This is a genomic window from Escherichia sp. E2586, from assembly GCF_005781105.1.
GTDB lineage: Bacteria > Pseudomonadota > Gammaproteobacteria > Enterobacterales > Enterobacteriaceae > Escherichia.
The window spans coordinates 488233-503348 of sequence record NZ_VATN01000006.1; the positions used below are offsets into that span (position 1 = coordinate 488233).

General features: G+C 50.9%; 7 protein-coding genes. 2 read left to right on the forward strand and 5 right to left on the reverse strand.

Annotated elements, in window-relative coordinates:
- Window positions 1-12 precede the first annotated feature (12 nt).
- A complete protein-coding gene (locus FEK50_RS07480; RefSeq protein WP_130207481.1) occupies window positions 13-552 on the forward strand; it encodes a DUF5384 family protein in 540 nt (179 codons plus the stop codon).
- Window positions 553-684: 132 nt separating this feature from the next.
- Here the strand turns inward: FEK50_RS07480 and guaA are convergent, their stop codons facing one another.
- On the reverse strand, window positions 685-2262 hold the full coding sequence (gene guaA / locus FEK50_RS07485) for a glutamine-hydrolyzing GMP synthase (protein ID WP_000138266.1): 1578 nt from the start codon (window positions 2260-2262) through the stop codon (window positions 685-687).
- Window positions 2263-2330: 68 nt separating this feature from the next.
- Complete coding sequence (gene guaB / locus FEK50_RS07490) at window positions 2331-3797, reverse strand: IMP dehydrogenase (RefSeq protein ID WP_001296289.1); 1467 nt, start codon at window positions 3795-3797, stop codon at window positions 2331-2333.
- A 161-nt stretch (window positions 3798-3958) separates the two neighbouring features.
- Between guaB and xseA the strand changes: the two genes are divergently transcribed.
- Entirely contained in the window at window positions 3959-5335 is a 1377-nt protein-coding gene (xseA, locus tag FEK50_RS07495; RefSeq protein ID WP_131162106.1) for an exodeoxyribonuclease VII large subunit, read from the forward strand.
- A 68-nt stretch (window positions 5336-5403) separates the two neighbouring features.
- On the opposite strand, the gene FEK50_RS07500 is transcribed toward xseA, so the two are convergent.
- The 3 genes from FEK50_RS07500 to sinH all read right to left on the reverse strand — a co-directional run.
- Window positions 5404-11853 (reverse strand): DUF823 domain-containing adhesin, encoded by a 6450-nt coding sequence (locus FEK50_RS07500; protein WP_131162107.1) that lies wholly within the window; start codon window positions 11851-11853, stop codon window positions 5404-5406.
- 116 nt (window positions 11854-11969) lie between these two features.
- The gene (locus FEK50_RS07505; protein WP_131162108.1) at window positions 11970-12935 is read right to left on the reverse strand and encodes a SinI family autotransporter-associated protein; all 966 of its coding nucleotides are present in this window, start codon (window positions 12933-12935) and stop codon (window positions 11970-11972) included.
- 55 nt (window positions 12936-12990) lie between these two features.
- Window positions 12991-15116, reverse strand: a 2126-nt coding sequence (sinH, locus tag FEK50_RS07510) for an intimin-like inverse autotransporter SinH (protein ID WP_131162109.1), incomplete at its 5' end; no start/stop codon positions are given.

The window sequence follows — 15116 nt, forward strand, 5'->3', positions numbered from 1 at the left end:
TCAGGAGGAGTCATGAAGAAAGTTTTTCTTTGCGCCATCTTAGCCTCCTTAAGCTATCCGGCTGCCGCCTCATCATTGCAGGATCAACTCTCGGCTGTCGCAGAAGCGGAACAGCAAGGTAAAAATGAAGAGCAAAGGCAGCATGACGAATGGGTCGCGGAGCGCAACAGGGAAATTCAACAAGAGAAACAGCGTCGCGCAAACGCTCAGGCCGCCGCCAATAAAAGAGCGGCGGCAGCAGCAGCGGATAAGAAAGCTCGCCAGGATAAACTGGACGCCGAAGCCACTGCGGATAAAAAACGCGATCAAAGTTATGAAGATGAGCTGCGCAGCTTAGAGATTCAGAAACAAAAACTGGCGCTGGCGAAAGAAGAAGCCCGCGTTAAGCGCGAGAACGAATTTATCGATCAGGAGCTGAAGCACAAAGCCGCGCAAACTGATGTCGTGCAATCTGAAGCTGACGCTAACAGGAATGTGACAGAAGGTGGTCGCGATTTGATGAAAAGCGTGGGTAAAGCAGAAGAGAATAAATCGGACAGTTGGTTTAATTAATCGCTGTCAGTCACTTCAAGCCTATGATTCGTGAGGATTACAGGCTTTTTTATATTGCTAACTTTAGTCAGCAATATAAAAAACCCTCTGTAGCAACAGAGGGTTTTGTTCATTCATAGTGCAGGAATTAAATCATTCCCACTCAATAGTAGCTGGTGGCTTGCCGCTGATGTCATACACCACGCGGGAAATACCGTTCACTTCATTGATAATGCGGTTGGAAACGCGACCGAGGAAATCGTACGGCAGATGTGCCCAGTGTGCGGTCATAAAGTCGATGGTTTCGACAGCACGCAGAGAGACAACCCAGTCGTATTTACGACCATCGCCCATTACGCCAACGGAACGTACCGGCAGGAAGACAGTAAACGCCTGGCTGACTTTGTCGTACAGATCCGCTTTACGCAGTTCTTCAATGAAAATGGCATCAGCACGGCGCAGCAGGTCACAATACTCTTTCTTCACTTCGCCCAGCACACGAACGCCGAGGCCCGGTCCCGGGAACGGGTGACGGTACAGCATGTCGTATGGCAGGCCCAGCTCCAGACCAATCTTACGCACCTCGTCTTTGAACAGCTCTTTCAGCGGTTCAACCAGGCCCATCTTCATCTCTTTCGGCAGACCGCCCACGTTGTGGTGAGATTTGATGACGTGTGCTTTACCGGTTGCAGATGCGGCAGATTCGATAACGTCAGGATAGATAGTCCCCTGCGCCAGCCACTTCACGTCTTCCAGTTTCAGCGCTTCTTCATCGAATACTTCAACGAAAACGCGCCCGATGATTTTACGTTTTGCTTCTGGATCGTTTTCGCCAGCCAGCGCTGCCAGGAAACGCTCTTCTGCCGGAACGTGAATGATGTTCAGACCGAAACGATCGCCGAACATATCCATTACCTGTTCAGCTTCATTCAGACGCAGCAGACCGTTGTCGACAAATACACAAGTCAGGTTTTTACCGATTGCACGATGCAGAAGCATCGCGGTAACGGAAGAATCCACGCCACCAGAGAGGCCGAGGATCACTTTATCGTCGCCCACCTGCTCGCGAATGCGGGCTACAGCGTCGTCGATAATTTTAGCTGGCGTCCACAGCGCTTCACACTGGCAGATATCGCGCACAAAACGCTCCAGCATACGCATACCCTGACGAGTATGAGTCACTTCCGGGTGGAACTGAACACCATAGAAACGTTTTTCTTCGTTAGCCATGATGGCAAATGGGCAGCTTTCGGTGCTGGCGACGGTAACAAAGCCTTCAGGAATTGCTGTTACCTTATCGCCGTGGCTCATCCACACATCAAGCAGCGGCTTGCCATCTGCGCTTAACGCATCTTCGATACCACGAATCAGCGCACTATCAGTTTGAACTTCAACCTGCGCATAACCAAATTCACGTTCGTTGGAGGCTTCAACATGACCGCCCAGCTGCATTGCCATGGTCTGCATGCCATAGCAAACGCCGAATACCGGTACGCCTGCTTCAAAGACATACTGCGGCGCACGCGGGCTGTTTTCTTCGGTGGTACTTTCCGGGCCGCCGGAAAGAATAATGCCGCTTGGATTGAAGTCACGAATTTGTGCTTCTGTCACATCCCACGCCCATAGTTCGCAGTAAACGCCCAGCTCACGCACGCGGCGCGCAACCAGTTGAGTATACTGGGAACCGAAGTCCAGAATGAGGATGCGATGCTTATGAATGTTTTCCGTCATTGACGCTTATTCCGAGGCAAGTGAAACAGATAATATAAATCGCCCGACATGAAGTCGGGCGAAGAGAATCAGGAGCCCAGACGGTAGTTCGGGGACTCTTTGGTGATGGTCACGTCGTGAACGTGGCTTTCCTGAATACCCGCACCGCTGATACGTACAAACTCCGCTTTAGTACGCAGTTCGTCGATAGTACCACAGCCGGTCAGGCCCATACAGGAGCGCAGGCCGCCCATCTGCTGGTGAATGATCTCTTTCAGACGACCTTTGTAGGCTACGCGACCTTCGATACCTTCCGGAACCAGTTTGTCGGCAGCGTTGTCGCTCTGGAAGTAACGGTCAGAGGAACCTTTGGACATCGCGCCCAGAGAACCCATCCCACGGTAAGATTTGTAAGAACGGCCCTGGTAGAGTTCGATTTCACCCGGAGATTCTTCAGTACCCGCCAGCATAGAACCTACCATCACCGCGCTTGCGCCAGCGGCGATAGCTTTGGCAATATCGCCAGAGAAACGGATACCACCGTCAGCGATAACCGGAATGCCGGTGCCTTCCAGGGCTTCAACTGCGTCAGCAACGGCAGTGATCTGCGGAACACCTACGCCAGTAACAATACGGGTAGTACAAATTGAGCCTGGGCCGATACCCACTTTAACCGCGCTGCAACCTGCTTCTGCCAGAGCGCGTGCGCCCGCAGCTGTTGCCACGTTGCCGCCGATGATTTGCAGATCCGGATATTTAGCACGAGTTTCACGGATACGCTGCAGAACGCCTTCAGAGTGACCGTGAGAGGAGTCGATCAGCAGAACGTCAACGCCTGCGGCAACCAGCGCATCAACACGCTCTTCGTTACCCGCACCTGCGCCAACCGCAGCACCAACACGTAAACGGCCTTGTTCGTCTTTACAGGCGTTCGGTTTACGTTCTGCTTTCTGGAAATCTTTCACGGTGATCATGCCGATCAGGTGGAATTCATCATCAACCACCAGCGCCTTTTCAACGCGTTTTTCGTGCATTTTTGCCAGCACAACTTCACGGGCTTCCCCTTCACGCACAGTTACCAGACGCTCTTTCGGCGTCATGTAAACGCTAACCGGCTGGCTCAGGTCGGTGACAAAACGCACGTCACGACCAGTGATGATGCCGACCAGTTCGTTTTCTTCGGTAACAACCGGGTAGCCAGCAAAGCCGTTACGCTCGGTCAGTTCTTTCACTTCACGCAGCGTCGTGGTTGGCAGAACAGTCTGCGGGTCAGTCACCACACCAGATTCGTGTTTTTTCACGCGGCGAACTTCTTCCGCCTGGCGTTCAATGGACATGTTTTTGTGGATAAAGCCGATACCGCCTTCCTGAGCCAGAGCAATAGCCAGGCGCGCTTCCGTTACGGTATCCATTGCTGCGGAAAGCATAGGAATATTCAGACGAATAGTTTTCGTCAGCTGAGTGCTGAGGTCAGCAGTATTCGGCAGAACGGTAGAATGAGCAGGAACGAGGAGAACGTCGTCAAACGTCAGAGCTTCTTTAGCGATACGTAGCATGGGCAATATCTCGACCAGAGTGGTTAATAAATATTGCCGCGGCATTATACAGAGCGTAACCGATTGCATCTACCCCTTTTTGCAAATAATGCTTGCGCTCCCCGGTCAGCACGTTACTATCGATTGAATAACCTGCTGATTTAGAATTTGATCTCGCTCACATGTTACCATCTCAATCCCCCGCAATTTTTACGGTTAGTCGCCTGAATCAGACCGTCCGTTTGCTGCTTGAGCAGGAGATGGGGCAAGTGTGGATCAGCGGCGAAATTTCTAACTTCACGCAACCGGCTTCCGGTCACTGGTACTTTACGCTCAAAGATGATACCGCCCAGGTACGCTGCGCAATGTTCCGCAACAGCAACCGCCGGGTGGCCTTTCGCCCGCAACACGGGCAGCAAGTGCTGGTTCGCGCCAATATTACACTCTATGAGCCACGCGGCGATTATCAGATTATCGTCGAAAGTATGCAGCCCGCCGGTGAAGGTTTGTTGCAACAGAAATACGAACAACTCAAAGCGAAATTGCAGGCTGAAGGTTTGTTCGATCAAGAGCTTAAGAAACTACTCCCCTCCCCTGCGCACTGTGTAGGTGTCATCACCTCAAAAACAGGTGCCGCACTGCACGATATTTTGCATGTGCTTAAACGTCGCGATCCGTCATTGCCAGTGATTATTTATCCTACCGCGGTACAGGGTGACGATGCGCCGGGGCAAATTGTTCGCGCCATCGAACTAGCGAATCAGCGCAACGAGTGCGACGTGTTAATTGTCGGGCGCGGTGGCGGTTCGCTGGAAGATTTATGGAGTTTTAACGACGAACGCGTGGCGCGGGCAATTTTTGCCAGTCGCATTCCGGTTGTCAGTGCCGTTGGACATGAAACCGATGTGACCATTGCCGATTTCGTTGCCGATTTACGAGCACCAACTCCGTCGGCTGCCGCTGAAGTGGTGAGCCGTAATCAGCAGGAGTTACTGCGCCAGGTGCAGTCTGCGCAGCAGCGGCTGGAAATGGCGATGGATTATTATCTCGCCAACCGCACGCGTCGCTTTACGCAAATTCATCATCGCTTGCAGCAACAGCATCCGCAGCTTCGGCTGGCGCGTCAGCAGACTACACTCGAACGTCTACAAAAGCGGATGAGCTTTGCGCTGGAAAATCAGCTTAAACGAGCCGGACAACAGCAGCAGCGGTTAACACAGCGGCTGAATCAGCAAAATCCACAGCCGAAGATTCATCGCGTGCAAACGCGCATTCAACAACTGGAATATCGTTTAGCAGAAACCCTGCGCGCACAGCTTAGCGCCACGCGTGAACGTTTCGGTAATGCGGTGACGCATCTGGAAGCGGTTAGCCCACTGTCAACGCTGGCGCGCGGCTATAGCGTCACCAGCGCCGCAGATGGCACGGTGTTAAAGCAGGTGAAACAGGTAAAAGCGGGCGATACGATGACCACGCGTTTAGATGATGGCATTGTGGTAAGCGTAGTGAGTGACGTGACGAAAACTCGCAAACCACGCAAAAAAGCGGCTAATCCGTAGGTCGGACAAGATGCGCCAGCATCGCATCAGGTAATATCGCCATGCTAACATCAGATACAACCAGGCCATCACTGAAAGCAGGCGATTAGACCAGCCTTATTTTGCAGAACTACACTACAATCCTGCGTCCCCGTGTCTTCAAACATTCCGCATTGCTCGGAGGATAAATAGGGATAGCTTGGCGTAATTGAAGGCCACCCCAACGAGCTAAAACTTGTGTGCAGCGTTTCTAACTCACTGTACGTTGGCGCATTGCTCATACTTCCACACTGCTTTGCTATATCCCATTTGGCTGAATCAACTCTGTGTCCCAACGCCCAAGTTTCGTTGACCACATTTGGAGCCAACACAGCAACCGCACCAGCAGGTAATTCTGTTTTCAGCAAAGGTCGATGTAATGTTTTGCCATTCACCACTACCGAGTCTGCCATATGTCCCCAGAAGTGCGCGGAAGAAACATTGGGACTGGTTAATACGGTGAAAATAGTGTCCATCGTTGCTGTCAATGTTGGGTAATTATCCAGCGTTACTGTCAGCGGCGTTTTATAACCCGGCGTATTGTCCTGACGAACAGTAAAGCTTGCCGTGCCGTCTGCACCTGTCACGCCACTGATCTCGTCCCCACTTGCAGCCAACCGAGTAGCCACTCCTGATGATGGCTGGATGGTGATATCATCCATTTCCGCTACACTAACTCCATTTGCAGGCGACAACGTCGCCCCGCTGTTACGCGGCGCAGCATCGCCGCGGTGTAACATAAAGGCCACGTTCGGCACCGCTCTTCCGGAACTGTCTTTCACCGTAACCATCACCGACATGGCATCGCCTTTTTTTGCCACCGCCGCCTGATAAGCAGAATCAAACGTCGTCGAGGTCAGCGTCACGGCAGAAACCGTCGAGTGTGGATGCACCAGGCATGCCTCATAGGCCCAGGTTTTCCCTGATGCCAGTAGCCCCGTGTACAGATCTATTGCTTCACAAACAGTGGACCCTTCTTTCGCTGGACAGGTTGCATTGGTCCACCACGCATAACCGCTCTGCTTCACTGGCCAACCAATCTCTTTCACGATAGTGCCATTAGGGTAGCGAGCGTATAACGATTTAAGTTCGTCCAGCGAAGGGTGGCGCGCTTCTTCACACGGATCGGTTCCCCCCGCATCGCCTCTCTGCGAGGAATGTGGCGCAGGCCAGTCTTCATTATTAAGCTTCACTTTAGTGAGCGTTTTACCCGCACCGCTGGTGGCACCCATTTCAGCCCACAGTTTGGGTCGTTCAAATTCCGTACCGTCAGCCGCGGTGACCGTTTCCGGCATATGGCCCCACATATGCGCTTTGTCGCTGTTCGGGCTGGTGATAACGGTAAAGATAACGTCCAGCGGTGCTATAGGTTTATTGGCGTGCCCAAACGCCGTCGCGCTCATCGGGGTTTTCAGGCCGGTTGATTGATCCTGATGGAGCTTAAAGGTGACCTGCCCCTGAGCATCCGTTTGCAAGAGCAGATAGTTAAGGTTGGCACTTCCGTTGAGGATGCTGGATGTCATGGTTTCCGCCGGATTAAATTCATCCAGCACAAGATCATCTAAAGTAGAGGAACTCCCGATAGTCGTACCGTCTCGTTGCGTGCTGATGCCACGCTGGATCCCCACCGACTCATACGCCGCAGGCGAACCATCCGTATGGGTTACCGTTACCGTCACAGGCAGCGCATCTCCCACCTTCGCTTTTCCGGCAGACAGCGTGCTGTCCCAGTTTTCCGCTGTAGGCATAAAGGTCACGCTGCCAATCGGTTCCGCTGTCTCCAGGCACACCTGCGAATAGGTGTTGGACGTACTCGACGTCGCGCCGGCTTCGCCCGTTTTGAGATTCATATATTGATACAAAGGCGTGGTAGTTCCGGCGCTTGATTTCACATTACGCGACCAGAACAAAGGTGATGATGAATAGAGAGGCCATCCCTGCGCAGTCTGTAACGTTCCGTCAGGCCAGGCATCATACAATGACTGGAGATCGTTCATCACTGGCAATTTGTCTTTGCAGCCGCCATTGCTGCCGTCCAGTGCAGACGTGATGTTAACCCGCGGCCACACTTCATTATTTACCGTTACAGTAGCTGTTGATGCGGCTTCAGCCTGCAACAGTGGACGGCTGAAAACCTTGCCATTTTTTGCCGTGAGGGTTTCAGACATATGCCCCCAGTAGTTCGCTTTCGGCGTATCAGGGCTGGTCACAACCGTAAAGATCGCACTCAAAGTCTGGGAAGCTACGCTGGTATCATCCAGCGTAGCCTGCATCGGTATTCTTTCACCAAAACCGGTATTGGGCTGGTTGATGGTCAGCGTCGCCGTACCGTCCGACCCGGTCGTGCCATAAAAATTATCACCAGTGTTCAGCAGATAGGCCTGGTGATTATACTGGTCTGTCACTGAAATCAGTCTGGACTGATAATCGGTCACCTCGACATTCTGGCGACTAACCGTTTTCCCGTGGCTCAGTAAGAATGGCGTGTTGCCTACAACATTCCCCTGGGCATCACGGGTCGTCACTTTGAACGTCATTTGCTCATGAACATCTTCATAATTGGTTTTGACTTTTACTGCATCAAGACCGTCGACGCTAACCGTTTGTTCTGACGTCAGCTCAATTTTCGCCACTTTCTTATTTGCCGTCGTCTGACAACTCAGGTATCCCCCGTTCGTCTCCAGCACGCTGCTGGTACCGCTACTGAGCTGTACGCCGAGATAATTACGATTTTCCACGCTGGCGCTATCCGCCGTACTGGAGTCATAAACTTTCAACACCGGCCAGCCGTCTACGGTATGCCCGCCCCAGTTGCCGGACAACATAGTCAGCGCGTCTTTTGTCGGGATAAAATCCGCGCCGCAGCCGTTATTTTTAGTATTTTTAGCAGCCTGCGCTTCGGTAAACAGCGCCCAAATCTCATTGTCTTCTTCAGGCCCTTTGCGCACATTGCCCGCTGAACCGCTCAGTTCCGAGAACAGCAAAGGACGTTTAAACGTTAGCCCGCCCGCCGTTAGCGTTTCCGGCATATGGCCCCACATTTTGGCATTTGCGCTATCCGGGCTGGTCACCACAGTGAAGATGGTGTCCATGCTGGCTTTTTTGGTCGGGTCGGAATACAACGCTGCGATCAGCGCCGTTTTAGTGCCGTGGGTATCCGGACGGGTAATGGTGAGGATCTTGCTGCCATCGCTGCCGGTCATTGCGATATAGCTCGTGGCGGTATCGCTCAGCGTTATCTCATCAGCCTGGCCGCCATCGACAACCACTGAGGATACAATGCCATCGCCGCTGCCCGCCACATGACGTTCCTCTGAACGGGTATAACCATCACCACGTTGAAGGATAAACGGCATATCTGCCATTGGATTACCCGCGGCGTCTTTTACTGTCACCTTGACCTGTAATGTCTCGCCCTTTTTCAGCTTTGCCGCATTGAGGCTACTATTCCACTGAGCTGGATCCACAATTTCTAACGTGATGCTGTTGGCAACAGTATTTGCAGTAGTCAGACAGCTTATATAAACAGGAGGGGTAACATTGCTTTGTACATTACCATTATTTAACCAGACTGCCGCAAAATGCGGCACCTTATCGACTGGAGTGCTACTCCAGTATTCCTGGAGCTGAGTCGGCCAACCGTGTACTGTCTGAATGGCATTGTTAGTGTTGGCGCTGTACAACGCAGCAAGTTGGTTTTTGCGTGGTACTTTATTTTTTTCACAACCGCCCGCAGCACTGTTTTCAATATCCGCCTGAGTGACTCGTACCCAGCTTTCATTATTTTCTACTTGTGGACTACGACCGCCACTGACCTCCTGAATTAATTTCGGGCGATTAAAGGTCATGGTTCCAACAGTAATTGAGTCATCCATATGCCCCCACATTTGTGCCACAGAAACATCAGGACTTATTGGCACGGTAAAGGTCACATTGTAATTTACAATATTATTCGGAACCGCTGATTGAGTTGGGGTAATTGTCAGTGGTGTACTTAAGCCAACGCCTGCGGGCTGCTCAATTACGATTGTCGCCACTCCCTGCGCATCCGTGAGGCCGGAATAAATTACTGATGGTTGCGAGGTACCATAGGCGGTTCCGTTCATTGTGAGAGCACCACCAGACGGATCGGTAAAACCAGATACCAACCCAGCTCTGTTCTGACTCATCCCTTTGGTAACGGTAAATGCGGTAAAAGGGACAGGAGTATCATTGTTCATCGCGTTAACGGTACGAACCGTCATGGTTATTTTTTCACCCACCTTCGCTTTAGCAGAATTGGAACCGGGTGAGATATCTTTGTCTGTTTCTACCACGACACGAGCCACGAGATCATTGGCAGAACAAGTGAGATAGTTTTGCCTGAAACCAGAATAAGTGGTAACCGAGCCATTATCGAGAGCAACAGAGGAATGTGAATCTGCTTGTTCAACCGCTGTGAGGTAATCTTGTTTTATCGTCGGCCAACCATACTCAGTACCAATCGCATTTCCTTGATTTGCTACGTATAAAGCTTCCAGAGAACGTTGCCTCGGAATATGTCCAACGCCGCATTCCTTCTGCATACTGGACTCTTGATCAAACAAAGCCCAGTCCTCGTTGTTTTCGCGCATTACCCCCACTTCATGCGCCGTTTCATCTGCCAGCAGTGGGCGTTTATAGATATTCCCATCGGAAATAATCCCTCTTGCCATATGCCCCCACATCCGGGCCTGATCGCTGTCCGGACTGGTGATAACTGTAAAAATCACGTCCTTCTCATCCGATGCAGCAAAGTTGCTGCGCATTGTCGCGGTGATATGCGTTTTAACACCAGCACCGTCTGGTTGCGAAAGTGTAAGCGTAGCCTGACCGTTAAAGTCGGTTATGCCTTCATAGTTGTGTGCATCAATCTGGTGTAAATTCGAGTCGCCGGAAATATGTACGGGATGCGCTTCCCACGTGGGATCGGATTGATTTTTACGGTTAATTCCATCATCTAAATGAAGTGAGAAATAGTAGTAAGCCAGCGGCTGATTATTATTTTTTTTATCAGTAATGGTCAGGCGCATGAGTGTATCTTCACCCACCTGAACTTTTACTGCCTGCAAACTCTCATCATAGTTTTCGGGGGTCAGCACCAGTTCGGGGTCAACCTCCGGTGCGTCTTTGTCCACACAACTCACCAGATACTTCGTACTATCTGCTTGCTGTGTTTCGCTATGGTTCGTAACATCTGCGGCATGATGCTTCCCGGAGGTCCCTGCCAGCGAAGACCAGTAATAATCTCCCTGCATTGGCCAACCGACGACTTCTTGCACTGAAGTAGGAATGACGGTTTTCATCGCACCAAACTGCCGCATACCAGGCAGAATGTCGCAGTGGTTATCTGCACCACTCCAGGTGAAGGTTGACCATGTTTCGTTATGATCGATGACTGTACCCGCTTCATTATCCACTTCTGCTGCCAGTTTCGGACGGCTGAAGGTGTATTGCATCGCCTTTAACGTTTCTGCCATATGGCCCCACATATTAGCCTGCGGGACATCCGGGCTGGTGAGAACGGTAAAGATCACCGCCGTTTCGCTGCTTTGCGTAATGCCAGAAAGACTGACAACCAGGGGCGTTTTTACACCGGGACCGTTCGCCTGCGTTACTGTAACAGTAGCGGTACCATTGGCATCGGTAGTACCACGATATTCCGTAGCTGTAGTCGTTAACTCTGTACTTCCGAGTCTTACTGGACCGGTGTTATTCACAACATTCTGCCGGTTTACCGCATCTTTACGTTTGATAATAAAAGGTATATTACCTGCCGTATTACCCTGACAATCTTTGGTCGTTACGGTTAAAGTGATTGAGTTGCCAACGGTAGTTTTAGCCGCGTTTAGTGTTTCATCATAGTCACTGGCACTGACAGTAACCAGATCACCCACTGCGCTGGCAATATTTAACGTGACCTGTTTTTCATTAAGTAACACCGTTCCCTGATTAGGTACGCCTGTAAGGGTAAAGAGATCCAATGTTGGGAGCGTTTTGTCTGGATCAAACTGCGGAATCGCCACCAGTTTATGACCCGCCAGGTTTTGTACACAAAAGGAACGATCAGGACGTGGTTGTGGGGTGAGCGGCACATCGGGCGTAGCGGCGTCTGCCCAGATAAGGGTGACGGCTGGCAACATTTGATCTTCCCAGCGCAGTAATGGCGGACTGTTGAATATGTCACCTTCATTGTCGCGCGGGTTGGTTAAAATCATGCTCGTTGCGCTGGCCTCAATGCTGAAATTACCGGGCATAGCTGTATTAGCAATATCATGCTCCACAGTGGGATCAAGCTGAACACTTCCTTGATAGACGGGTACGCTGGCGCTATCTGCAAAGGGAACGGTGCCATTTATAGCATCAGTTGAAGCGCTTGATTGTTGCCACTGTCCCCCTTTTAACACGGCCATTGCAGGCAAGGTCAGGGATAGCAATAAAATCGCCGTTATTACTTTTATTAGTTTCAAAGCCCCGTCCATGATTGAAACCTGCCCGTTAAAAGTTGCGTTTTCACCTCAACCCACTTTGCTTAACGCTGGCTAAGCAAAGTGCGCGGAAAAGCACCATTCCCTGGCGGGAATGGTGCTGGTAACGATTATTTTCTCTGGTAGTCGATAGATAAGCCGTAGCCCTGAACGCCATCGTTGCCGAGGACAACGCCACTTCCGGCAAAATCGAACGCGGTTTTCGCTTCGGCGTTGGTAACAGGGATAACCAGGTCGCTGTTGTTGTAAGTCGGATTAACAAGACCACCGGCTGTGCCCAACTGGAGGCTGGTTCCGGTAAAGCGCCAGCGATAGTTGTACTGGCTGGTAACCTCTTCGCCTGCATCATAAGTACTGTTGTTGTTTTTATCTTTCCACAACATGACTTGATAAGTGGTATTAGTTTTGAGTTTCGTCGTTTTACCCAACAGATTCGTATTGATGTCTTTTTCGTGAATTACGACGTGAACGGCATCATCAAATACCGGACCTTCTGGAATATCATCGCTGTCAGAACCACCGCCCGCATTGGTGGAAAGGTCAAGCATCACCACCTCATCCGCAACATTCGGATCACCGGTAGTGGTAGTCGGCGTGATTTTCAAACCTATGTATCGATCAGCATCCGCAGCCGCGATGGTATATGTATCGCTCCCTACGGTACCAATCTCTTTAGGATCTGCTCCTGACTGGTCGCTATAACTCATCCACTGGAGGGTTGCTTTAGTCGCTGTGTTATTGTCATCAAGGTCCCCCTGAGTATCACCAATCGCCCAGTTGGCTGTCAGTGTGTCCCCCACATGAAACTGCTTATCACCGTCCGTTGTGACCGTGCGGCTACCACGATCAATATCAATAGTGACATGTGATTTATCAGCATCCGCTATCTCTGAAGCACTTCTGGTGATCCACGGCACGGTCCCCTGAATGGTGCCGGTACTTTGTGATTCTGATTGCCACTGCCCAGCTCTAAGATTGCCCTGCCCTTCAGCCATTGCGACAGGCACTGCACAGTACCCCGCTAAAGCCAGCGCTAGCGCGACTTTCGTCAACGGCCGCGTTAAATGATTGTTCATTCAATTCTCTCCTTGATTAATATCCAGCGACTGGCCGATCGGCCATTACGCCGATCTAGTGCTTGCTGTAAACCACACGTAATCCATACCCCTGCACGCCATCTTCTTTTTGGGCACCAAATTTCTGTACGGCCTCTTCGTTTGTCGCAGGGATGACAATATCTTCATTACTGGTATTCGATTGCGCACCGGTATAGCCATTGACGCTGTGCCCGGTAAACTCCCACTGGTAGTCGTATTGCGCCATTTCCTCTTCCGTCAGTTTTTCCGACTGCTGGAAAACGCCATCGTTGTTGACATCGCGCCACAAGACAAAGCGATAGGCATTATCAACAGGCAAATGCTCTTTCTCATTGCCGATAAGATTGACAGGGTTAGTCGCAGATACACGGTAGATAAAGGCATTAACATCATTGCCCCCCGCGCCGAGGAAAGTCACATCTACATAGTTACTGTCGTCATACGGCGCGGCTCTCGCTTTCCAGCGGAAAGTACCGGGTAGCGTACTGGAGAGCGTAACGGTGCCTTTTTCTTTATCCTGCTTAGCGATAAAGACGCAGGGATTCTCGGTTGAACAGGGTTTATTGGTGAGCGTAACTTTTTTATCCTGCGCATCGTAAAGCTGCGGCGAAAGGTTATCTACTGGCAGAGCATTGCCGTTGCGGTCAGTGTCATCCCCAAAGCTATCGGTGACGTCGAGATCCATCACCACGCCATCGACGCCATCCGCCTGGGCGCTGGCTTCGTGGCTGTGATTGTTCTCATCCGGCACATCTGCGATGTTATTGACGATCAGCTCAATTTTACGATCCTGCTGCACGGTGATTTCCACCACACCGGAATTCTGCCGATTACCCTTTTCATCTTCCAGCGCCAGACGCACGCGCCAGGTATTGAGTTTTTCCTGGTCGGCAGGATCGGAGCTGTACTGCCAGGCTGGCAGCACCAGATTCCAGTGGTTGTTGTTACCTTCAGTGATGGTATTCGCTTTAACAACAGGCATGACCAGCGTGCGGGAAGCGTTATTTTTCGCCTGCCACGAGGCGGCGACAATTTTGTAATGGTGGTTGATCAGCGCGTTGATGGTCCATTTACATTTTTCCAGGCCAACCGCTTCCTCTGGCGTGTCTTTAATCACGCATTCCGGGTGCTCATTGGTGGCGTCTGCTTTAAGCCACAAGGTGACATCAAGTGGGTCTTTTTCTTTGTATTCCAGCACGATAAAGTTATTACGTTCGACGAAGTCATGGCGACTGCCCATCAGCGAGTGAGCAACTTTGACGTTATCGCTATTCAGTTGATCTTTTAGCGGAACACCGAACTGATAGTTAATCGTGGCGTTAACACTAAGATCACTGTTATCTCCGGTACCTGCTTTATAGTCTGTCCCGACCGTCAGTAACGGAACGGGTTGATAGTTCACGCCGAGCGTCACTGCATAGGGATCTTTTTCTAAATTATCGGTGCCGAAGAGCGCCACTTCGTCACCATAATATTGCTCGAAAACAATTTTGCCCCCCAGCTGCGGATAAGAAGGTAACCAGGCTTCAGCCCGGATATCCCAGCCACGTGCGGGTCGTTCTAAATAGAAATCAAAATCTTTTGAATCTTTCCAGTCTGAAAGCGGATGATAATAGTTACCAGAAAATTTTAAATAATCCGTCCAGGCTTCTGTTCCTAAGCCTAAACGGCGATGTCCGCGGGTGAAATCATAATCATAAAATATATTTCCCCCCAGAAGCCATTTATCAAAATTATGTCTTACGCCTAAACCTATATTACCTATCGTGCGCTCTTCTTTTCGTTGCGCAGAAAACTGACTGAAATAGACCGTGCTCTGATTATCATACCAGGGGACAAAATAGTCGATTGAACTGCCGTCCAGATCGCCATCCTGACCGATGGAAAGGTTAGAGCGAACTTTACCATAAGGAGAAAGCGCACCTTCGATATAAGACTGTGCAGATGATGTGATTTGCCCTTGCAGATAGCTTCTCGCCTGGGATTCAAGCGCTTCTGGAGTCAGGTTCTCAAAGCCCTGTTGGGCGGACTCGGTAACGTAATTGGCACCACGTTCCTTGACGGATTTGCCCTTGTTACTTTGTTCTTCTTGTTGAGCAGCTTCGCTTGCCAGATCAGGTAATGAAGATTCGCTTTGCTTAATATTTATCTCCGGTGCTG